At 57.9% G+C, this 18,013-nt stretch carries 22 protein-coding genes; 14 read left to right on the top strand and 8 right to left on the bottom strand.

What is annotated here, in order from left to right:
* The first annotated feature begins 19 nt into the window (after nucleotides 1-19).
* Nucleotides 20-154, top strand: a complete 135-nt coding sequence (locus ACR0DY_RS06245; protein WP_267364539.1) for an aa3-type cytochrome c oxidase subunit IV — start codon at nucleotides 20-22, stop codon at nucleotides 152-154.
* 17 nt (nucleotides 155-171) lie between these two features.
* On the top strand, nucleotides 172-804 hold the full coding sequence (locus tag ACR0DY_RS06240; RefSeq protein WP_480475007.1) for a hypothetical protein: 633 nt from the start codon (nucleotides 172-174) through the stop codon (nucleotides 802-804).
* On the opposite strand, the gene ACR0DY_RS06235 is transcribed toward ACR0DY_RS06240, so the two are convergent.
* A complete protein-coding gene (locus ACR0DY_RS06235) occupies nucleotides 793-1,125 on the bottom strand; it encodes an AzlD domain-containing protein (protein WP_267364537.1) in 333 nt (110 codons plus the stop codon). The two genes, ACR0DY_RS06240 and ACR0DY_RS06235, sit on opposite strands and share 12 nt — an antisense overlap.
* Complete coding sequence (locus ACR0DY_RS06230; RefSeq protein ID WP_480483082.1) at nucleotides 1,122-1,832, bottom strand: AzlC family ABC transporter permease; 711 nt, start codon at nucleotides 1,830-1,832, stop codon at nucleotides 1,122-1,124. The genes ACR0DY_RS06235 and ACR0DY_RS06230 overlap by 4 nt, the downstream gene beginning before the upstream one ends.
* Between ACR0DY_RS06230 and fdhD the strand changes: the two genes are divergently transcribed.
* Genes fdhD through ACR0DY_RS06205 form a run of 5 tightly spaced genes read left to right on the top strand, consistent with a single transcriptional unit; the run spans nucleotide 1,831 to nucleotide 6,566 of the window.
* On the top strand, nucleotides 1,831-2,769 hold the full coding sequence (gene fdhD, locus ACR0DY_RS06225; protein WP_480483085.1) for a formate dehydrogenase accessory sulfurtransferase FdhD: 939 nt from the start codon (nucleotides 1,831-1,833) through the stop codon (nucleotides 2,767-2,769). The two genes, ACR0DY_RS06230 and fdhD, sit on opposite strands and share 2 nt — an antisense overlap.
* A complete protein-coding gene (mobA, locus tag ACR0DY_RS06220) occupies nucleotides 2,766-3,422 on the top strand; it encodes a molybdenum cofactor guanylyltransferase MobA (protein ID WP_209506605.1) in 657 nt (218 codons plus the stop codon). The genes fdhD and mobA overlap by 4 nt, the downstream gene beginning before the upstream one ends.
* Nucleotides 3,419-3,910, top strand: coding sequence for a molybdopterin-guanine dinucleotide biosynthesis protein B (gene mobB, locus ACR0DY_RS06215; protein WP_480483087.1), 492 nt, complete (start codon nucleotides 3,419-3,421; stop codon nucleotides 3,908-3,910). The genes mobA and mobB overlap by 4 nt, the downstream gene beginning before the upstream one ends.
* Nucleotides 3,907-5,976, top strand: a complete 2,070-nt coding sequence (locus tag ACR0DY_RS06210; protein WP_480539015.1) for a molybdenum cofactor synthesis domain-containing protein — start codon at nucleotides 3,907-3,909, stop codon at nucleotides 5,974-5,976. Before mobB ends, ACR0DY_RS06210 begins: the two co-directional genes overlap by 4 nt.
* The gene (locus ACR0DY_RS06205; RefSeq protein WP_480483091.1) at nucleotides 5,973-6,566 is read left to right on the top strand and encodes a GNAT family N-acetyltransferase; all 594 of its coding nucleotides are present in this window, start codon (nucleotides 5,973-5,975) and stop codon (nucleotides 6,564-6,566) included. The genes ACR0DY_RS06210 and ACR0DY_RS06205 overlap by 4 nt, the downstream gene beginning before the upstream one ends.
* Here ACR0DY_RS06205 and ACR0DY_RS06200 read toward each other — a convergent pair.
* The 3 genes from ACR0DY_RS06200 to ACR0DY_RS06190 form a co-directional block, all read right to left on the bottom strand.
* On the bottom strand, nucleotides 6,563-7,558 hold the full coding sequence (locus ACR0DY_RS06200) for a hypothetical protein (RefSeq protein ID WP_480483093.1): 996 nt from the start codon (nucleotides 7,556-7,558) through the stop codon (nucleotides 6,563-6,565). The two genes, ACR0DY_RS06205 and ACR0DY_RS06200, sit on opposite strands and share 4 nt — an antisense overlap.
* A 14-nt stretch (nucleotides 7,559-7,572) precedes the next feature.
* On the bottom strand, nucleotides 7,573-8,043 hold the full coding sequence (gene greA, locus ACR0DY_RS06195) for a transcription elongation factor GreA (protein WP_209506599.1): 471 nt from the start codon (nucleotides 8,041-8,043) through the stop codon (nucleotides 7,573-7,575).
* A gap of 234 nt (nucleotides 8,044-8,277) precedes the next feature.
* Nucleotides 8,278-8,658 carry a VOC family protein gene (locus ACR0DY_RS06190; RefSeq protein WP_209598670.1) on the bottom strand — a complete coding sequence of 127 codons (381 nt, stop codon included), beginning with the start codon at nucleotides 8,656-8,658 and terminating at the stop codon, nucleotides 8,278-8,280.
* A gap of 81 nt (nucleotides 8,659-8,739) precedes the next feature.
* Here ACR0DY_RS06190 and soxR point away from each other — a divergent pair, with 81 nt between their 5' ends.
* From soxR to ACR0DY_RS06170, 4 genes are all read left to right on the top strand, one after another.
* Nucleotides 8,740-9,195, top strand: a complete 456-nt coding sequence (soxR, locus tag ACR0DY_RS06185) for a redox-sensitive transcriptional activator SoxR (RefSeq protein WP_209598669.1) — start codon at nucleotides 8,740-8,742, stop codon at nucleotides 9,193-9,195.
* A 136-nt stretch (nucleotides 9,196-9,331) separates the two neighbouring features.
* Entirely contained in the window at nucleotides 9,332-10,978 is a 1,647-nt protein-coding gene (locus tag ACR0DY_RS06180; protein WP_480483095.1) for an electron transfer flavoprotein-ubiquinone oxidoreductase, read from the top strand.
* 145 nt (nucleotides 10,979-11,123) lie between these two features.
* The gene (locus ACR0DY_RS06175) at nucleotides 11,124-12,794 is read left to right on the top strand and encodes a tetratricopeptide repeat protein (RefSeq protein ID WP_480545985.1); all 1,671 of its coding nucleotides are present in this window, start codon (nucleotides 11,124-11,126) and stop codon (nucleotides 12,792-12,794) included.
* Nucleotides 12,784-13,605 carry a 4-(cytidine 5'-diphospho)-2-C-methyl-D-erythritol kinase gene (locus ACR0DY_RS06170; RefSeq protein ID WP_480545887.1) on the top strand — a complete coding sequence of 274 codons (822 nt, stop codon included), beginning with the start codon at nucleotides 12,784-12,786 and terminating at the stop codon, nucleotides 13,603-13,605. The genes ACR0DY_RS06175 and ACR0DY_RS06170 overlap by 11 nt, the downstream gene beginning before the upstream one ends.
* Here the strand turns inward: ACR0DY_RS06170 and ACR0DY_RS06165 are convergent.
* The gene (locus ACR0DY_RS06165) at nucleotides 13,598-14,596 is read right to left on the bottom strand and encodes a polyprenyl synthetase family protein (RefSeq protein WP_480545987.1); all 999 of its coding nucleotides are present in this window, start codon (nucleotides 14,594-14,596) and stop codon (nucleotides 13,598-13,600) included. The two genes, ACR0DY_RS06170 and ACR0DY_RS06165, sit on opposite strands and share 8 nt — an antisense overlap.
* Nucleotides 14,597-14,652: 56 nt before the next feature.
* Between ACR0DY_RS06165 and ACR0DY_RS06160 the strand changes: the two genes are divergently transcribed.
* From ACR0DY_RS06160 to ACR0DY_RS06150, 3 genes are all read left to right on the top strand, one after another.
* On the top strand, nucleotides 14,653-14,868 hold the full coding sequence (locus ACR0DY_RS06160) for a putative signal transducing protein (protein WP_050604033.1): 216 nt from the start codon (nucleotides 14,653-14,655) through the stop codon (nucleotides 14,866-14,868).
* Nucleotides 14,865-15,629 (top strand): tRNA1(Val) (adenine(37)-N6)-methyltransferase, encoded by a 765-nt coding sequence (locus ACR0DY_RS06155; RefSeq protein WP_480897951.1) that lies wholly within the window; start codon nucleotides 14,865-14,867, stop codon nucleotides 15,627-15,629. Before ACR0DY_RS06160 ends, ACR0DY_RS06155 begins: the two co-directional genes overlap by 4 nt.
* A 131-nt stretch (nucleotides 15,630-15,760) precedes the next feature.
* On the top strand, nucleotides 15,761-15,925 hold the full coding sequence (locus ACR0DY_RS06150; RefSeq protein ID WP_083445267.1) for a YdcH family protein: 165 nt from the start codon (nucleotides 15,761-15,763) through the stop codon (nucleotides 15,923-15,925).
* Here the strand turns inward: ACR0DY_RS06150 and yddG are convergent.
* Together yddG and ACR0DY_RS06140 are read right to left on the bottom strand one after the other, a co-directional pair.
* Entirely contained in the window at nucleotides 15,922-16,788 is an 867-nt protein-coding gene (yddG, locus tag ACR0DY_RS06145) for an aromatic amino acid exporter YddG (RefSeq protein ID WP_480483101.1), read from the bottom strand. The genes ACR0DY_RS06150 and yddG overlap by 4 nt on opposite strands.
* Nucleotides 16,785-17,732, bottom strand: coding sequence for a transcriptional regulator GcvA (locus tag ACR0DY_RS06140; RefSeq protein WP_480483103.1), 948 nt, complete (start codon nucleotides 17,730-17,732; stop codon nucleotides 16,785-16,787). The genes yddG and ACR0DY_RS06140 overlap by 4 nt, the downstream gene beginning before the upstream one ends.
* Nucleotides 17,733-18,013 lie beyond the last annotated feature (281 nt).

Here is an 18,013-nt window from a genome sequence, read left to right as displayed (position 1 = left end):
AATTGGGATTCTGAGACTCATGGCTGAATACAAGCACGGCGAAATGAACATCGACGTTCAAACCAAAACTTTCAACGGTTTCATCAAAGCCACCACCTGGTGTGTGGTCGCGATCGCCTTGTTGTGCCTGTTCCTGGCAGTTTTCGCCTCGTAAGCAATTCGGGGGCGGCTTTGCTCAGGATATTGACTGCGTGCCTTGTGGCCGCAACGCTGGCTGGTTGCGCTGCATCACAGCGCCCGCAAGCGGATCAGACTGAAATAACGTCCCGTTCCTATCGCGATCCGGGACCATCGACCCTGACCTTGTACACGATGATCAGCACCCGGACCGGTTCGGGCGCGCATACGTCGTTGATGATCAGCGGCAGTGAGCGGGTTATTTTCGACCCGGCAGGGTCGTTCCGGGCGGATGTTGTACCGATCAGGAACGATGTGCTGTACGGTATTACCCCGAATGTCGAACGTGCGTATCGCAGCAGCCACGCCCGCGAAACACATTATGCGCGCATCCAGACGATCGAGGTCACTCCGCAACAGGCCGAAATTGCATTGCAACTGGCCAAGCAGATGGGCCCAGTGGCTGGTGCATTCTGTGCGAACTCTACCTCGCAGCTGTTGCAGCAGGTTCCGGGGTTCGAACAGATCACGACCACATTCTATCCGGTCAAACTGTCGGATCAGTTTGGAGCGCTGCAAGGCGTTCAAACGGCGGAGTACCGTGAAAACGACGACGCGGACCTGCAAAAGGGACTGGCGTTCAACAATGCGCGCCTGAACCAGCTGGACGCGGCTTCATCCAACTAAATACAGCAATATGTAAAGTGTTGCCGCCCCGGTAAAGATGGCGGCCAGCACATTCTTGGTTAGAATGCCCACAGACAGTGCAACCGCTGCGGCCGACATACGGGGTATATCCGGTTGTCCTTCGGTGGCTGCAGGCCAAACCACCAGCGGCGCGATCAGTGCGGGCAGGATGGCCACGGCTGTATATCGAAGGTGACGTAACAACCAGGGCGGCATCGGGCGATCACCGACGAGACCGATGAAGGTAAAGCGCAAAGCATAGCTGCCCACCGCAAGACCCGCGATGATGATCCATATTGTTGTCTGATCGATCTGGTTCATAGCGTGTTCCGCTTTAGCATCAATTCCGCCTGCGCACCGGCCATCATCCCTGCTGCGCCCGCGATCAGCAGGCCCAGATTGAACGGCACACTCACGGTCAGCAGGGCAACAACAATGGCGACCAGGGCGGCGATGACATGGGCCAGCGTACGCATCATTGGCCCAATCATCGCCAGAAAGGTGATCGGCAGGGCAAAGTCCAGCGCCCAACTTTCCGGTATTTGAGCACCCAGCACGGCACCCAGACAGGTTCCCAAAACCCACAGCGGTGTGATCGGAGTGACCGAACCCAGGAAATAGGCCATTCGCTGGGGGATCGTCAGATCAGGCTCTTTTTCGAACTGCGCGATTGAACAGGCGTAAGACTGATCAACGATCAGGTAAGCCGCACATGCTCTCTGCCACAAGGGCGCGGCACCCAGAAACGGCGTCAGTGATGCAGAATACATCGCAACCCGCAGGTTCACTGCCAGGGCTGAGATCAAAACGATGATTGTCGGCGTTTCATCCTGCAGAAGTTGCAGAGCTGTAAACTGCGCAGCGCCTGCAAAAACGGTGATGGAAAAGGCGATGGTCTGCACGATATTCAACCCGGCTTCTGTCGAGAAGACACCGAACAACAGACCAAAAGGCACAGCCACGAAGACAAACGGTGTGCCGTCGCGAAAACCTTTCCAGAAGTATGACTTGGATGTGGCAGAGGCCATGGCTAAATCCTATGGTGACGCCAGCAGCAGTATCGGTCTTGTGGAGGGGTTGCAATTGGTCACCGAAACCGACGTGTCAGACTATGTAATCGCTCCTGATCCGGGCGCGGCCCGCCTGACCCGTGCGGTCGAGGGGGTGGACCAGAATGGCGAGGTCAGTCAGATTTCAGTGGTTGAAGAGCGCCCACTGACGATCTTCCTCAACGCGCAGGAAATTGTGACGGCGATGACCATTGGCGACTATCCCGAATATCTGGCGCTGGGTTTTCTGCGAAATCAGGGCATGCTGCTGGCTAGTGATGAGATTACCCGTGTCGATTACGATGATGATCTTGAAACCGTAGTTGTCCGCACCGCACGCGCGACTTCGTACGAAGACAAGTTGAAGAAAAAGACACGCACCAGTGGCTGCGCTGTCGGAACGGTGTTTGGGGACATGATGGAGGGCCTTGAGGGCGTTCAGCTGCCGCAAGTGCAGGTGCGGACCTCGTGGCTTTACGAACTGGTGGCCAAGATCAACCGCACCCCGTCGCTGTATCTTGAAGCCGGGGCAATTCATGGGACTGTCTTGTGCCGGGAAAACCGCCCGCTGGTTTATATGGAAGACGTGGGTCGCCATAACGCTGTCGACAAGATCGCAGGCTGGATGCTGTCCGAGGGGGCGACGGCAGAGGACAAAATCCTTTATACCACCGGTCGCCTGACATCCGAGATGGTGATCAAAACGGCGATGATGGGCATTCCCGTATTGGCGTCCCGTTCCGGCTTCACCGCCTGGGGTGTTGAGATCGCGCGTGAGGTAGGCCTTACGCTGATCGGTCGGATGCGAGGACAGCGCTTTGTTTGTCTTTCTGGTGAGGAACGGTTGGTTCGTGATGTGGACCCGTCGACGGTTGTGGCCGAAGACAGGAAACACCGGCGGAAGAGTAGCCAATGAGTGATGAAAACAGGAAACCCCTCGGCGTCATCCTCGCAGGCGGGCAGGCCACCCGGATGGGCGGCGGTGACAAAGGTCTATTGCAGATTGGTGGGCAGAGCTTGCTGTCCCATGTCGTTGACCGGCTGTCTCCGCAAGTCGATGGTTTGGCCCTGAACGCAAATGGCGACCCCGAGCGTTTCAGCGATCTGACGCTACCCGTTCTGCCTGACTCGATCGAAGGCTTCGCTGGCCCTTTGGCCGGTGTTCTGGCGGGGCTCGATTGGGCGGCAGACCAGGGGGCCGACAGCATCGTAACGGCTGCCGCAGATACACCGTTCTTCCCACGTGATCTGGTGGCGCGCCTGCAAGAGGCGGCAGCGGGGCAGGTGCATCCTCTGGTCTTGGCCACTACTCCGCGAACGGGCGACGAGGCGCTGAAATCCGGTGGGGGCAGGCGGGTCAACCGGCACCCGACCTTTGGGCTCTGGCCTGTGGCGTTGCGCGATGATCTGCGGGCGGCTCTGACGGACGGGTTGCGCAAGGTCGTGCTGTGGACTGATAAACATGACGGGCGCGAGGCTTTGTTTCAGGCTGACCCGTTTGATCCGTTCTTCAATGTAAATACGCCTGACGATCTGGACCGCGCCCGGACATTGTTGGAGCAGGTATGAGAGTCTACGGCGTCACTGGCTGGAAAAACGCAGGCAAAACAGGGCTGATGGAACGGCTGGTGGCCGAGATCATGGGGCGGGGCTTTACCGTCTCAACCGTCAAACACGCGCATCACGGCGTCGATGTGGACCAGCCGGGCACGGACAGTCATCGTCACCGCGTTGCTGGCGCGAGCGAGGTGTTGCTTGCGTCGGGGCAGCGCATCGCTTTGATGCAGGAGCTGCGCGGCGCACCCGAGCCGCCATTGGGCGAACTGCTGGCGCGGCTTTCTCCGGTTGATCTGGTGCTGGTTGAAGGCTTCAAACGGGAAGGCCACCCAAAGATCGAGGCGTTTCGCGCCGAGGCAGGAAACCCTCTGATCGCGATTGAAAACGATACCGTTCGAGCCGTTGCCAGCGACACGGCGCTGGAACTGGATCGCCCGGTTTTCGACCTGAACGACACAGTCAGGATCGCGGACTTCATATTAGATGAGGTCGGTTTGTGACCCTGTTCCAGACCTTTGCCATGGTGGACTGGTCTGGTGGAAATGACACAGGACCAACGCCGCGCAAAGACGCGATCTGGGTCTGTATTGTGCGTGAAGGGCAGGCACAGGAACCCGAATACCTGCGCAACCGGGCGCTTGCCGAAGCGTGGCTGGATGCCCTGATCTGCACCGAACTGAAGGCAGGTCGCCGCCTGTTTCTGGGGTTTGATTTCCCTTTTGGATACCCGAAGGGTTTTGCCCGCGCGATGACCGGTACGGATGACCCCTTGACCTTGTGGGACTGGTTCAAACAGCATGTCGAGGACAGTTCGAAAACGAACAATCGTTTCGACTTGGCAGGCCGGATCAATCGACAATTCGGAGGAAGAGGCCCATTTTGGATGAATGGCCTCGGGCGTGACATTGATGGTTTGCCGAGAACCAAAACGGGCTATTCCAATCCGTTTTCCGACCGACGTGCGGTTGAAGCCTTGGCAAAAGGCAGTTTCACCTGCTGGCAGATGGCGGGTGCCGGCGCGGTCGGTGGGCAGGTGATGATGGGGCTTCCAGTTCTGAGCAGGCTCCGCCATCGCTTTGCCGGACAAGTCGCGGTCTGGCCGTTCGAGCCGTTGGATAAACCCGTCGCCTTTGTGGAAATCTGGCCGTCGCTCACCTTGGGTGCGCCACCGGACGGGCGGATCAAGGATGCCTGGCAGGTCGAACAGGTCGCCTTGACTCTGTCGCGTTTGACAGAGCAGGAGTTGAATGCGCAATTAGATGTTTCAGCGGCAGAGGAAGGCTGGATTTTGGGTGTTACACAGAACAAGCCGAACATAGCCCCGCCACCGTTGCGCAACGACTGTTTTGCGCTGCCAGCGGGTGTGGAGTGGACGCCGGTTGATGACGCCTTGGCCTGTTTGCGCGACAGGTTGCATCCGATTACCTCGGTCGAGGTGGTCGCGCTGAACAAGGCGAGTGGGCGCATTCTGGCAGAGGATGTGATAGCCCAACGTTCCAACCCGCCGCAGCCGAATACAGCCGTGGATGGGTTCGGGTTCGCTGGTCCGGTTTCAGATGGGCCACAGGTCCTGCCGCTGGTCGATGGGCGTGCTGCAGCCGGTATCCCGTTCGACGGTGATGTTCCCGAGGGTCAGGCAGTGCGCGTTCTGACGGGTGCCGCGCTGCCTGACGGAGTGGATACGGTTATTCTGGAAGAGGATGTCACAGTAAAAGACGGGCATATCGCATTCCATGGTCCGCTGAAACAGGGGGCGAATACCAGGCAAGTGGGCGAGGATGTGGCCGCGGGCGATCTGGCCCTGCCTACAGGGCGCCGATTGACACCGGCTGATCTTGCGCTGCTCACCGCTTTGGGCATTGCCGAGGTGAAGGTGCGCAAACCGCTGCGTGTCGCCGTGGTATCGACCGGTGATGAACTGGTCGACGCCGGAGAGTGCGCCGGACCGGGTCAGATATTCGACGCCAACCGCCCGATGCTTCTGTCTCTGGTCGAGAGATTGGGGTTTGTACCTGTGGATATGGGGCGTGTGTCAGATGATCGGGATGCCCTGCGGGAACGGCTGGACCAGGCTGCGGAACAGGCAGATGTGATACTGACGAGTGGTGGCGCATCTGCTGGTGACGAAGACCACGTATCTGCCTTGCTGCGCCAGGCGGGGGCGATGCAACATTGGCGGATCGCCTTGAAACCCGGTCGCCCTCTGGCTTTGGGGTTGTGGTCCGGAACTCCGGTCTTTGGACTGCCCGGCAATCCCGTTGCCGCCTTGGTCTGCACCTTGATCTTTGCGCGACCGGCGCTGGGCCTGATGTCTGGCGAAGGCTGGATCAAGCCGCAAGGGTTCGAAGTGCCCGCTGCCTTTGAAAAGCGCAAGAAACCGGGCCGCCGCGAATACCTGCGCGCGCGCATACGGGAAGGCCGGGTTGTAGTCTTCAAGTCAGAAGGATCAGGCCGGATCAGCGGGCTCAGCTGGGCCGAAGGGCTGGTCGAAATAGAAGATGGTGCCCGGCATATCCAACCCGGGGATATGGTTCGGTTTATCCCGTATGGCAGTTTTGGGTTGTGAAAATCACGGTCTCACGCGGTTTTTCTGATGCGGAACGCCCACTGGTGGCGACCCTGTTCTGGCAGGCATTTTCGGCGAAACTGAACAAAGTCATGGGTCCGGATGAAAAGGGGCTGGCTTTCTTCGAAACTTCGTTGAACCCGGATTTCGCGCTTGTTGCACGGGACAAGGAAGACCGGATTTTGGGGCTTGCAGGTTTCAAGACACGCGATGGTGCATTGGCCGGAGGCAGAATGTCAGACCTAGCAAAGGTCTATGGCTGGTTTGGGGCCATTTGGCGGGCCCTCATCCTCAGCATTTTGGAACGCGAACTGAAACCCGGTGTGTTTCAGATGGATGGCATATTTGTGGCCGCGGGCTCGCGTGGAAAAGGCGTTGGTACGGCCTTGCTGGATGCCGTTAAGCGTGAGGCGCGGAAACAAAACATGTCAGTGGTTCAGCTTGACGTTATCGACACAAATCCCCGCGCCCGCGCTTTATACAAGCGCGAAGGATTTCGGCCTGTGGGTGAAGAAAAAACCGGGCCTTTAAGTTACTTGTTTGGTTTCAGCAGCGCGACCAAGATGTCTTGGATCGTTTTGCCTGATTAATCAAACGTCCCGGCCACGCGCCCCAGCAACATGAACGCCCGCGCGGTGCGGGTCTCACCCAAAGCGCTCAGTTCTGCATCGCTTGCGGTGGGCTCGAACTCGGCCATCATCTTGTCGAAGCGGCGAAGAAAATGGTGGGCGGCGTCGCGGAAAATGGGATCCTGTTTCATCCGCGCAGCTGTCAGCGCCAGCGAAGACCTGTCGCGTACACCCCCCAGCGCGGCAACGGCGCGACCCCGCGTGCCCTGCGCGAACTGACGCCAGATTTCGGGCCGGGCCATGTCAGGGCGCAGGTCGTCCATATAGATGCCTTCCTGGCTGAGCAGTGTAAGAACATCCTGCGAGGCTTGCACGATCTGCGCCGTCTTGCGGTCTTTCAGCGCCACGCGCAGGGCGTTGAACCCTTCGGTGTCATTCTGAGTTTCCGGGAAGTTCAAGGCGCGGATAAAGATATCGGTGCTCAGCGGAGGCGCAATTTCTTCCGCAGACGTGCCCAGTTCAAGCGAGGTTTGAGCACCCGCAACGAGTGGTTTTGCAGGGGCATAAGGGGGCGTTGTGCGCTTGGTCGAAAATGTTGCCAGCGCGCTTTCGGTTTTTCGCGTCGCGGCTGCGATCTCATCCAGTTTCTTTGCTACCGCAGGTTCGTAGGTGCTGGATGCGCGCTGCTGCTGCGCCACATAAGCCTGGCGGATCGCATCAATCGCAGTTTGCAGCCGCGCGCTTTCCTCGCGCATCACGCGGCTGGCACGCATGGCAGTGGCCGCGACCCAGATCATCGCCACAGGCATGAAAACGGCCAGAAAGGTGACAACAAAACCACCGCTCTGCGCCTTATCTGGCAACACCAGAAAAACAACCGACACCACCAGCCAAATCAGGCTGAGCACCAGTGCGGCAATCTCAATCTCGGTGACAGACGGCGCCTTTGGGCGGTCATAGATGCCCAGCGAAGTCGGTCTTTCAGTTTCCGGGTCAGGTTTGGGCCCCGACATTACATGCGCTCCGGTCAGGCGTACTTGATACTCAGAATTTCATAAGAGCGCACGCCGCCAGGGGTGCGCACCTCGACACTGTCACCTTCGTCCTTGCCGATCAGGGCGCGGGCGATGGGGGATTTGATATTCAAAAGGCCAGCTTCGATATTGGCTTCATATTCACCGACGATCTGCCACGTCTTTTCTTCGTCGGTATCCTCGTCAACCAATGTAACCTTTGCGCCAAACTTGATCGCGCCAGACAGTTTTGCAGGGTCAATTACATCCGCCAGTGACAGGATACCTTCCAGTTCCTTGATGCGACCTTCGATAAACCCCTGCTTTTCGCGGGCTGAATGATATTCGGCGTTTTCTTTCAGGTCGCCAAGTTCTCGCGCCGATGCGATGGCTTCGATGATCGCAGGGCGTTCGACGGATTTGAGGTTCTTCAGCTCAGCTGCGAGTGCGGCATTGCCCGCAGGCGTCATCGGGATCTTTTCCATACTCTCTACGTCCACGCATAAACTGACTCGCCCCGCCGCACAGAAGCGTCGGGGCGAGTCCTAGGTTGACGATTACCTGACCCAAATACCACGTGAATTGCAAGGGGTGTCAGCAGGTGCAGCGATCAATTTGCAACATTGCGCCGGCGGGATTGTTTCGGGTGTGGCCTATGGCGATGGTCCGGTTGCCCACCCTTGCACCATCGCTTTGAAGGCGTGCAGAGCCACAGCATCTCAATCATATTGAACCACTTCAAACTCGATGCCGTTGTCATCCCTGAAATAGAACCGACGACCCGGTTCGTAATCGGCATGATTATGGGGTTCGAACCCGGCCTTGCGCACCTTGGCCTCGGTTGCATCGATATCTTCGACCAGAACACCAACATGATTCAGCCCGCCGACGATATCGTAGCTGCTTTCGACCAATGGTTTCGGCGCATCTGGTTTGTAAAGCGCAAGATAGGTGTGGGCCGATCCGACATGCACCGTGTATCCGCCTGATATTGCGGGTCCTTCCCACCGTGTTTTCCAGCCAAAGACCTGCTGCATCCAGGCGGCCGAGGCCTGTGGGTCGCTGACAGTGAAATTGGTATGTTCAAGCGTTGCCATCATGGGATCTCCTTTTTTGGCTTGTTTCGACTCACCGTAATTTCTAAACCTAACTTTAGGTCAAGGTATTTCTTCGAGGGCGACATGGCTGTTTCAGAAGGGTTGGCAATCGGGGCATTGGCCCGACGTACGGGGTTGGCCGTTTCGGCGATCCGGTATTACGAAGCACAGGGTTTGATCGCGCCCTGGCGCAATGCAGGTGGGCAGCGACGTTACCAGCGGGCAGATATCCGGCGGCTGAGCTTTGTCATGATCGCACAGCAGTTCGGCCTGACCTTGCCTGAAATTCGCGAGGTCTTGTCGGGCTTGCCGGGAAAGCGAACACCGACACCACAGGATTGGAAAGCCATAAGCGTGCGGTTGCGCACTCATCTGGATCAGCGAATCGATACACTGATGCGATTGCGCGACAATCTGGACGGCTGCATCGGGTGTGGGTGCCTCAGCTTGCCGAAATGCAAGCTTTATAACCCCGATGACAGGGCAAAATCCCATGGTAGCGGTCCCAGATACCTTATGGGTGATGCACCAGAGGACTGATGTGTCGAATAGCGCCCTTGTTACGCCGTGTTTCGATTGACCAAAGTCTTACTGACCATGTAATCAGCCGTGAAACAAAATTGCGCAGATCCTGCAGTGACAGCGCCAATTCGGAAAGTAAGCTAGGGAGCCCGCGATGGCCGAGATTGAACGCGAAGCAATGGAATATGACGTGGTGATCGTAGGCGCAGGTCCTGCGGGCCTGTCGGCGGCCATTCGTCTGAAACAGCTGGATGCGGATCTGAACGTTGTCGTTCTGGAAAAGGGCTCGGAAGTGGGCGCTCATATCCTGTCTGGCGCAGTTCTCGATCCCTGCGGGCTGGATGCTTTGATCCCGGATTGGAAGGCTAAGGGTGCTCCGCTGAACGTGCCGGTGCATGAAGACAATTTCTACATGCTGGGCGAGGCAGGCAAGATCCGCATCCCCAACTTCCCGATGCCGCCGCTGATGAACAACCATGGCAACTACATCGTTTCGATGGGCAATGTTTGCCGCTGGATGGCCGAGCAGGCCGAGGAACTGGGCGTGGAAATCTTCCCCGGCATGGCCTGTTCCGAACTGGTTTACGGCGATAACGGTGAAGTCAAAGGCGTAGTGGCCGGTGTCTTTGGTCTGGAAGCGGACGGCTCTTATGGCCCCAACACCGAGCCGGGTATGGAATTGCACGGCAAATACGTCTTCCTGTCGGAAGGTGTGCGCGGCTCACTGTCCAAGGAAGTCATCGCCAAATACGACTTGTCTGCCGGCAAAGAGCCGCAGAAATACGGCGTCGGCATGAAAGAGATCTGGGAGATCGATCCGGCAAAGCACAAGGAAGGTACGGTCACGCACACAATGGGCTGGCCTCTGGGCGGCAACGCAGGCGGCGGGTCGTTCATCTATCATCTTGAAAACAATCAGGTCTATGTCGGCTTTGTGGTTCACCTGAACTACAAAAACCCGCACCTGTACCCCTACATGGAATTCCAGCGCTTCAAGCATCACCCGATGGTGGCCGAGCTGCTGAAAGGCGGCAAGCGCGTGGCTTACGGTGCCCGTGCGATCACCGAAGGCGGCCTTCAATCGATGCCCAAGCTGGTGGCGCCGGGCGTGGCGCTGCTGGGCTGTTCCGCGGGCATGGTCAACGTGCCGCGCATCAAGGGCAACCACAATGCGATGCTGTCTGGTAAGGCCGCGGCTGAGGCTGCTTATGACGCGATCAAGGCTGACCGTTCAGGCGATGAGCTGACCGCTTACGAGGCCGATGTCCGCAATGGCGCAATTGGCAAGGACCTGAAGAAGGTGCGCAACGTCAAGCCGATGTGGTCCAAGTGGGGCATGATCCCTTCGCTGGTGCTGGGTGGTCTGGACATGTGGACCAACACATTGGGCTTTTCGCTCTTTGGTACGCTGGGACATGGCAAGAACGATGCCCAGTCGACCGAGGAAGCCAGCAAGCACAAGCCGATCAATTATCCCAAGCCCGATGGCACGCTGTCCTTTGACCGTCTGACCAACGTGTCCTTTGCGGCAACCAATCACGAGGAAAGCCAGCCCTGCCACCTGCGCCTGACGGACCCGGATATCCCGGTCAAGGTCAACCTGCCCAAGTTCGACGAACCGGCGCAGCGCTATTGCCCGGCAGGCGTGTACGAAATGGTCGAGGATGACAACGGTCCGCGATTCGTCATCAACTTCCAGAACTGCGTTCACTGCAAAACCTGCGACATCAAGGATCCAAGCCAGAATATCACTTGGACCACACCGCAGGGGGGCGACGGACCAAACTATCCGAACATGTAAGCAAAAAACCGGCAATGGCAGGGTCGTGAAGGCTCTGCCATTGCCTCTTGCCGACCGAAGCCCTAGCTTAACCGTCAGTCAACGATAGTAAGGCAGGATTTCGGTGGTTTCCCTGGTTCGTCGCGCGGCATTGTCCGTGCTGCTCATGTCGTCGGTCGCAGTTCCGGCCTATTCGGATTCGGGTGCCGGTTCATATCTGGCCGGGCGTCAGGCGATCTACGAAAGCGACTATTCTGCGGCGGAAAGATACTACGCCCAGGCTCTCAGGTTTGATCCGGAAAACGCGCTGCTCTTGGAAAGCGTTGTTGTCGCCCGCCTTGCGCTGGGGGAAATTGCCCGTGCTTTGCCTGTTGCAAAGCAGATCGAGGAAGCCAACCTTCCCAGTCAGGCCGCGCGCATGGCGATTTCGGCCAATTTGATTGCTGACGGCAAGTTTGACGAACTTCTGGCGCGTGACCCTGAAACGCAGGGGATCGGTCCTTTAGTTGATGGACTGATGATCGCATGGGCCCATCTGGGGCAAGGTGAAATGACAAAGGCCATGGAGCAGTTCGATGCCGTGGCCACGCAGGAAGGCCTCAGGGAATTTGCGCTGTATCACAAAGCCATGGCATTGGCCTCTATCGGCGATTTCGAAGGTGCCGAGGTGATATTTGCGGATAATAACGACGCGGTTGCGCGGTTCTCGCGTCGGGCCGCGCTGGCCCGTACAGAGGTGCTGTCACAGCTGGATCGCAACGAAGACGCCATTCGATTTCTGGACGATGTGTTTGTTTCCGGTAGCGATCCGACCATTGAAGCCTATACCGGCCAATTGACCGCGGGCGAGACGCTTCCGTTCACCCATGCGGGCTCTGCGCTGGATGGCATGGCGGAAATATTCTTTACCGTTGGTGCCGCATTGAACAGCGAGGCTTCGGCTGACTACGTCCTGCTGTACGCACGACTGGCGAGCTTTCTGCGCCCTGACCACGTGGACGCCATTCTGCTGAGCGCGGAATTGCTGGACAAGCTGCAACAGTATGATCTGGCTGTTGCCGCCTATCGTATGGTCCCGGCAGGCAGCAATGACCACCATGCCGCAGAACTTGGACGGGCCGAAATCCTGGATAAATCCGGAAAAACCGATGCGGCCATTGAAGTTCTGCAAAACCTGGCGCTGCAAAACCCTGATTTGCCTAGCGTGCATGTTTCTCTGGCAGATCTTCAGCGTCGTCAGGAAAACTATGCGGCTGCGGTTGCCTCTTACGACACTGCGATTGCTTTGACGGACAGTCAGGCAGGTGGGAATTGGTTCCTGCACTACGCGCGCGGCATAAGCCACGAGCGGCTGAAGCAGTGGGATCAGGCTGAAACCGATTTCCGCCGGGCGCTGGAGTTGAATCCGGATCAGCCGCAGGTGCTGAACTACTTGGGCTATTCTTTGGTAGAACGGAAAGAAAAGCTGGATGAAGCGCTGGACATGATCCAACGCGCGGTCGAAGCCCGCCCGGATAGTGGCTACATCGTGGATAGTCTGGGTTGGGTTTTGTTCCGTCTGGGTCGTTACGAAGAAGCGGTCGAGCATATGGAGCGCGCGGTCGAGCTGATGCCCGTTGATCCGGTCGTCAATGATCATCTGGGGGACGTCTATTGGGCTGTTGGACGTGCGCGCGAGGCCGAGTTCCAGTGGAAACGGGCTCTGTCCTTCGTTGACCCCGAAGACACGGATGGCGAGGCTGACCCGGATCGCATTCGACGCAAGATCGAAATCGGACTAAGCGCCGTTCTGGCCGAAGAGGGTGCGGAACCTTTGAAAGTCGCAAATGGAAATTAAGGCGTTTGCGCCCGCCAAGATCAACCTGACCCTCCATGTGACCGGACGTCGTAAGGACGGTTATCACCTGTTGGATTCGTTAGTGGTTTTTGCTGATCTGGGAGATCAGTTGACATTCACACCCGGCCCCGAGCTGTCTATGGACGTGATTGGGGAGTTTGCTGAAGGCGTGCCCACGGACAACCGTAATCTGGTCTGGAAAGCGGCCGAAGGCGTCGGCTGGACCGGGCATGTAGACCTGATCAAGTCGTTGCCCCACGGGGCAGGTATAGGGGGTGGGTCATCGGATGCGGCCGCCACGCTTTGGACATTGGCAGGGCAGGGATGTGACGTCCCGCCTGACTTGCCGTTGTCACTGGGGGCAGATGTGCCCGTTTGCCTGGAAAGCCGGGCGATCAGAATGCAAGGCATTGGCGATCGTTTGGCGGCGGTGAACCTTCCGCACTTACCCGCCCTTTTGGTCAACCCGAATGTGCCGGTGCCGACAAATGCCGTTTTCAACGCATTGTCGTCCAGAGACAATCCGCCGATGCCTGAGTTAGTCCCAGATTTTGTAGACGCTGAAGTCTGTGCCCTGTGGTTGCGTGATCAACGCAATGACCTGCAGGTACCTGCCATGGGCGTTGCACGTGAGATCGAGCAGGTTCTGGACGAGTTGAACATGACCAATCGTGCCCTTGTAACGCGTATGTCGGGCTCCGGCTCGACCTGTTATGCGCTGTACCCCACAATGAAAGACGCGCATTTCGCGGCCTATGAGATCGGTGCGGAGCATCCTGAATGGTGGTGCCGCGCGACGCAGCTTAACTAAGGCGCGAGACTACGTAATCGGCCAGTTCGCGCAGCAGGCTGCGAATTTCATGATCAGGTAGAACATCCAAAGATGCCTTTGCCTTGTTCGCCCAGCCCAATGCGTCCTGCCGAGTTTCTTCCAGCGTTGCGTATTTGTCCATCAGGCCCAGCGCATGATCCAGATCGCCATCCTGTTGGCGGCCCTTTTCGATCGTGCGCTCCCAGAAAGCGCGCTCTTCGGGCGTGGCCTGTGCAACAGCCTTGATGACAGGCAGGGTCAGCTTTCGTTCGCGGAAATCATCGCCCACATTTTTGCCGGTTGTCTTGCTGTCACCCTGATAATCCAGCAGGTCGTCCGCAATCTGGAATGCGATCCCCAATGCGTCACCATAATCGAACAGAGCTTTGATCTGTTCTTCCGATGCACCGGCGATCACGCCGCCCACCTCGGTCGCAGCTGAAAACAAAGCTGCTGTCTTGCCGCGCACAACCTGTAGGTAAACGCTTTCATCTGTACGCAGGTCGGTTGCCGCGGTCATTTGCAGCACCTCGCCTTCGGCGATGGTTGCTGAGGCATTAGCCAAGATATCCAGAACCCGCAGCGAACCCGTTTCGACCATCAATTGGAAGCTGCGGGAAAACAGGTAATCACCGACCAGCACGCTGGATTTGTTATCCCAAAGTAGATTTGCGGTCGGGCGTCCGCGCCGCTGCGCGCTCTCATCCACAACGTCGTCGTGCAGAAGGGTGGCGGTATGGATGAACTCGACCGTGGCAGCAAGGCGTACATGGTGCTCGCCCGAATAGCCAAACAGCCGCGCCGCTGCCAATGTCAGCATCGGGCGCAGGCGCTTTCCGCCCGCCTCGACCAGATGCTGGGTCACTTCGGGGATACGTGGGGCATGGTCCGACGCCATCCGGGTGCGGATCAACGTGTTCACAGCCTCCATTTCACCCGCCAATATATCAGCGAGGCGCTCATGCGGTTTTGAGATCATGCCGACGGTCATCATTCTCCTGATACAAGGCTCGACTTCCGCCCCGCCTTGCCCTTACATCCATCCCCATGAAAGAACTATTGCGCAGTACCGATCCGACGATCCTGGCCTTTGCATCCGCTCTCCTTGAAGGCGAGGATATAGACTGCTTTCAGATGGACGTAAATATGAGCATCCTCGAAGGTGGGATCGGAATCTTTCCCCGCCGACTGATGGTTCGCGCCGAAGACCTGACCCGTGCTGAACGTGTGATGCGCGACAATGAAATTCCGCTGGGCCGATGACCCGGTTTTCCGATAGCGAACTCAGCTGCAATGATTTCTTGGGGGGCAGGGTTCGATTGCTGCAACCTCGGTCGGGTTATCGTGCCGGGGTCGACCCGGTATTGCTTGCCGCATCCGTTCCGGCCAGCGCAGGTCAGTCCGTGTTGGAACTGGGGTGCGGCGCAGGGGCTGCCATTCTTTGCTTGTCCTCCCGAGTGCCCGGTCTGCACCTGACAGGTATCGAGCTACAGCCTTCCTATGCGGAATTGGCCCGCAGAAATGCGGAAATCAACCGGATAGAGCTGGAAGTTGTCCAAGCTGATCTGACTGCTTTGCCTGAGGCGTTTCGGCAGCGCCAGTTCGATCACGTAATTGCGAATCCGCCCTATTATCGGGCGGGGGCGCATAGCCCTGCAAAGGATGCTGGACGAAGTGTGGCCCTGAGCGAAGACACCCAGTTGGCCGACTGGATTGCAGTGGCTGCCAAACGCCTTGCGCCAAAAGGGTACCTGCACATGATCCAGAAAGCCGATCGACTGCCCGACATGCTGGCAGCGTGCCAGGGGTTGCTGGGATCGGTAGAGTTGTTGCCGCTAAGCCCACGGACAGGGCGAGAGGCTGAGCTGATCATTCTGCGCGCCCGCAAAGGAGGGCGTGCGGCATTTCGCCTCCACTCACCTTTGATTGTGCACGCGGGTGAACGTCACGAAAAAGACGGCGAAAGCTATACGGATGCAGTTTCGGCCGTGCTCCGGAAGGCCGCTGCCCTGCCCGGGTTTTGACGACGACCGGCAATGTCCAGCCGATTTTGTCGGATTTGTTTCAGATTCTGTGCGTCTGCAGCGTGACAGGGTGGAAACGATGTGATCAACTTCTTACGTGACATTCAGACACGTATAAAAGGAGGATCGCAATGAGCGTGAGCGCACATCTGACAGAACTGAAGAAAAAGCACGAATCTCTCGGTCTAGAAGTAGAACAAGCCCAACGCTCGCCAGGCATCGATGATCTCCACATAGCCCAGCTGAAGAAACAGAAGCTCAAGCTGAAGGAAGAGATCGAGCGACTGTCTGCTTAAGATTTCAAACTGGAACGGGCCGCGATCAAGGCCCCGCCGGTAATCAGAAAGGCCGCGATCGCCAGCCCCCAGGATGGGGCAGCGATCCCGGCCATCACCAAAGCAAGTGTCGACAAAAGCGGGGCCGCATAAGATGAGGTCCCGAGCATTTGAATATCACCCTGCTTTACCCCGATATCCCATACATAAAAGGCCAGTCCAACGGGCCCGAGGCCAAGTGCCAATACCGATAACCACCCCAGTGTCGTGTCGGGCAGCACGGTGTCTTCTATGGCCAGATGCAGCAGACCCGAAGCCATCGCAGCCATCAGACAAAAGACCGCAACCGAACTGGTCGGTGTACCCCCCAATTTGCGCGACAAAACCGAATAGCCTGACCATGTCAGGGCGCAAAGCAGGGCCAATGCATATCCCGGCAGGTGTTGTGCCTGAAAACCGGCGCTCCCGCCTCCGGTGATGATCAAAGCAGCCCCAACAAAGCCAAGGCATGCCCCGATCAAGTGACCAGTGCGAAGCTGCTCGCCCGGCAGCAGGCCGGAAAACAGAACGATAAGAAGGGGCCAGAGATAGGCAATCAACCCGGCCTCGGCCGCGGGGGCCATACGCAGGGCTGAAAAATACAATGCGTGATACCCGAACAGACCCAATGAACCGAACAGGTAGGTCGTCCAGGGGACCTGTTTCAACCCGCTAAACCCACCGGTTGCGGCTGTCCAAATCAACCCAAGTGCCCCACCAATCGAAAAGCAGATCGTGTTCAACAGCAATGGCGGTGTGGGTGCAGAGCCGACGGTCAAAAGCGCCAGCAAAGCCCATAATAGTACGGCCCCAAAGCCGATGGCTGTTGCGCGCGTTTTGGTCATGATCCGGAAACCTCTTCGATCGGAATAATGTCGAATTCATCCGAAATATGCGCGGTCTTTTCAATCTCGGTCAGGAACCAATCCCGAAATGCTGAGATCTGAGGACGTTTTTCGGCCCCCGGAAGGCACAGGAACCGGAACCGGCCCTGCGTTTCCAGCGCGACCTTGAAGGGGGCAACCAGCCGACCCTCGGTCAAGTCCTTGAGGATCATGGCGCGCCGTCCAAGGGCGACACCAACGCCGGCGACAGCGGCGTCAATCGCGTGATCTGCGTTGGAAAAATGCGCCCCATGAGTGGGGATAAAATCGATACCCACAGCGCGGAACCAGGCAGGCCAGTCGCAGGGCGGGGTCAGAAAATTGATCGAATCGTCGTGGATCAACGGTGCGTCGCGCAGGCTGTCTGGCGTGGTGAATTGCTCCGCTAGCTCCGGGGTCATGACCGGGGTCAGCCACTCTTTTCTTACAGGTACGGAATACAGCCCCTCATCGGCGGAATTGCCAAACCGGATGGCAACATCCACATCATCTCGCTCCAGATCCATGTTGCGCAATGTGGCCGAGAATTTCAGGTCGATTTCCGGATGTGCACGGGCGAATTCGTAAAGGCGAGGTGCGAGCCACTTTGCAGTCAGTGCCGGACCTGCGGTGACGGTCAATCCGGTGTCATCCTCCTGCCTGCGTACAGCACGCCACGCGCTTTGCAATGTGGCAAAGCCCTCTGCCGCGCCGGGGGCCAGGGCGCGGCCCGCATCAGTCAGTTCCACAGCACGGTTCAGACGGCGGAACAGAGGGCGACCCAGATGCTCCTCAAGCGATTTGATCTGAAAGGACAGGGCCGCTGGCGTCACGTGCAGCTCTTCCGCCGCTTTCGCGAACGACATGTGCCGGGCCGCGGCATCAAAAGCCCGAAGCGCGGTAAGTGGGGGCAGATAATCACTCATGGTCAAGAAATTCTTAACTGAAGGTTCAGGAAACTTCGTTTGTCATGATCCTAGGTGACCTTCATATTCACATCAGGTCAAGCAAAACTGAATTGAAAGGCGGCTGCCATGATCGAGATGACAATAAATCCCGCCGCCCAAGTGGCGATCCTGCGCGCGCATGAAGAGCGTGGCAAGGTGGTCCGGCAGTTGTGGAATTGGGTATTGGGTTCCCGCTGATCGCAGCGCGCGCGATCTTACGGGATAAGGATGGGCCGGCCCTGATGGACCGGCCCGTTTTC

It is taken from the genome of Ruegeria sp. O6 (assembly GCF_056535045.1).
Note: the sequence above shows the minus strand (reverse complement) of the source record. Positions and strands in the feature narration are given on the sequence as shown.

Excerpts from the sequence above, each read along its gene's own strand:
- ACR0DY_RS06245 (WP_267364539.1), top strand. The coding sequence starts at position 20 with ATGGCTGAATACAAGCACGGCGAAATGAACATCGACGTTCAAACCAAA.
- ACR0DY_RS06235 (WP_267364537.1), bottom strand. The coding sequence starts at position 1,125 with ATGAACCAGATCGATCAGACAACAATATGGATCATCATCGCGGGTCTT.
- fdhD (WP_480483085.1), top strand. The coding sequence starts at position 1,831 with ATGGCTAAATCCTATGGTGACGCCAGCAGCAGTATCGGTCTTGTGGAG.
- ACR0DY_RS06230 (WP_480483082.1), bottom strand. The coding sequence starts at position 1,832 with ATGGCCTCTGCCACATCCAAGTCATACTTCTGGAAAGGTTTTCGCGAC.
- mobA (WP_209506605.1), top strand. The coding sequence starts at position 2,766 with ATGAGTGATGAAAACAGGAAACCCCTCGGCGTCATCCTCGCAGGCGGG.
- mobB (WP_480483087.1), top strand. The coding sequence starts at position 3,419 with ATGAGAGTCTACGGCGTCACTGGCTGGAAAAACGCAGGCAAAACAGGG.
- ACR0DY_RS06200 (WP_480483093.1), bottom strand. The coding sequence starts at position 7,558 with ATGTCGGGGCCCAAACCTGACCCGGAAACTGAAAGACCGACTTCGCTG.
- greA (WP_209506599.1), bottom strand. The coding sequence starts at position 8,043 with ATGGAAAAGATCCCGATGACGCCTGCGGGCAATGCCGCACTCGCAGCT.
- ACR0DY_RS06190 (WP_209598670.1), bottom strand. The coding sequence starts at position 8,658 with ATGATGGCAACGCTTGAACATACCAATTTCACTGTCAGCGACCCACAG.
- soxR (WP_209598669.1), top strand. The coding sequence starts at position 8,740 with ATGGCTGTTTCAGAAGGGTTGGCAATCGGGGCATTGGCCCGACGTACG.
- ACR0DY_RS06180 (WP_480483095.1), top strand. The coding sequence starts at position 9,332 with ATGGCCGAGATTGAACGCGAAGCAATGGAATATGACGTGGTGATCGTA.
- ACR0DY_RS06175 (WP_480545985.1), top strand. The coding sequence starts at position 11,124 with ATGTCGTCGGTCGCAGTTCCGGCCTATTCGGATTCGGGTGCCGGTTCA.
- ACR0DY_RS06170 (WP_480545887.1), top strand. The coding sequence starts at position 12,784 with ATGGAAATTAAGGCGTTTGCGCCCGCCAAGATCAACCTGACCCTCCAT.
- ACR0DY_RS06165 (WP_480545987.1), bottom strand. The coding sequence starts at position 14,596 with ATGACCGTCGGCATGATCTCAAAACCGCATGAGCGCCTCGCTGATATA.
- ACR0DY_RS06160 (WP_050604033.1), top strand. The coding sequence starts at position 14,653 with ATGAAAGAACTATTGCGCAGTACCGATCCGACGATCCTGGCCTTTGCA.
- ACR0DY_RS06155 (WP_480897951.1), top strand. The coding sequence starts at position 14,865 with ATGACCCGGTTTTCCGATAGCGAACTCAGCTGCAATGATTTCTTGGGG.
- ACR0DY_RS06150 (WP_083445267.1), top strand. The coding sequence starts at position 15,761 with ATGAGCGTGAGCGCACATCTGACAGAACTGAAGAAAAAGCACGAATCT.
- yddG (WP_480483101.1), bottom strand. The coding sequence starts at position 16,788 with ATGACCAAAACGCGCGCAACAGCCATCGGCTTTGGGGCCGTACTATTA.
- ACR0DY_RS06140 (WP_480483103.1), bottom strand. The coding sequence starts at position 17,732 with ATGAGTGATTATCTGCCCCCACTTACCGCGCTTCGGGCTTTTGATGCC.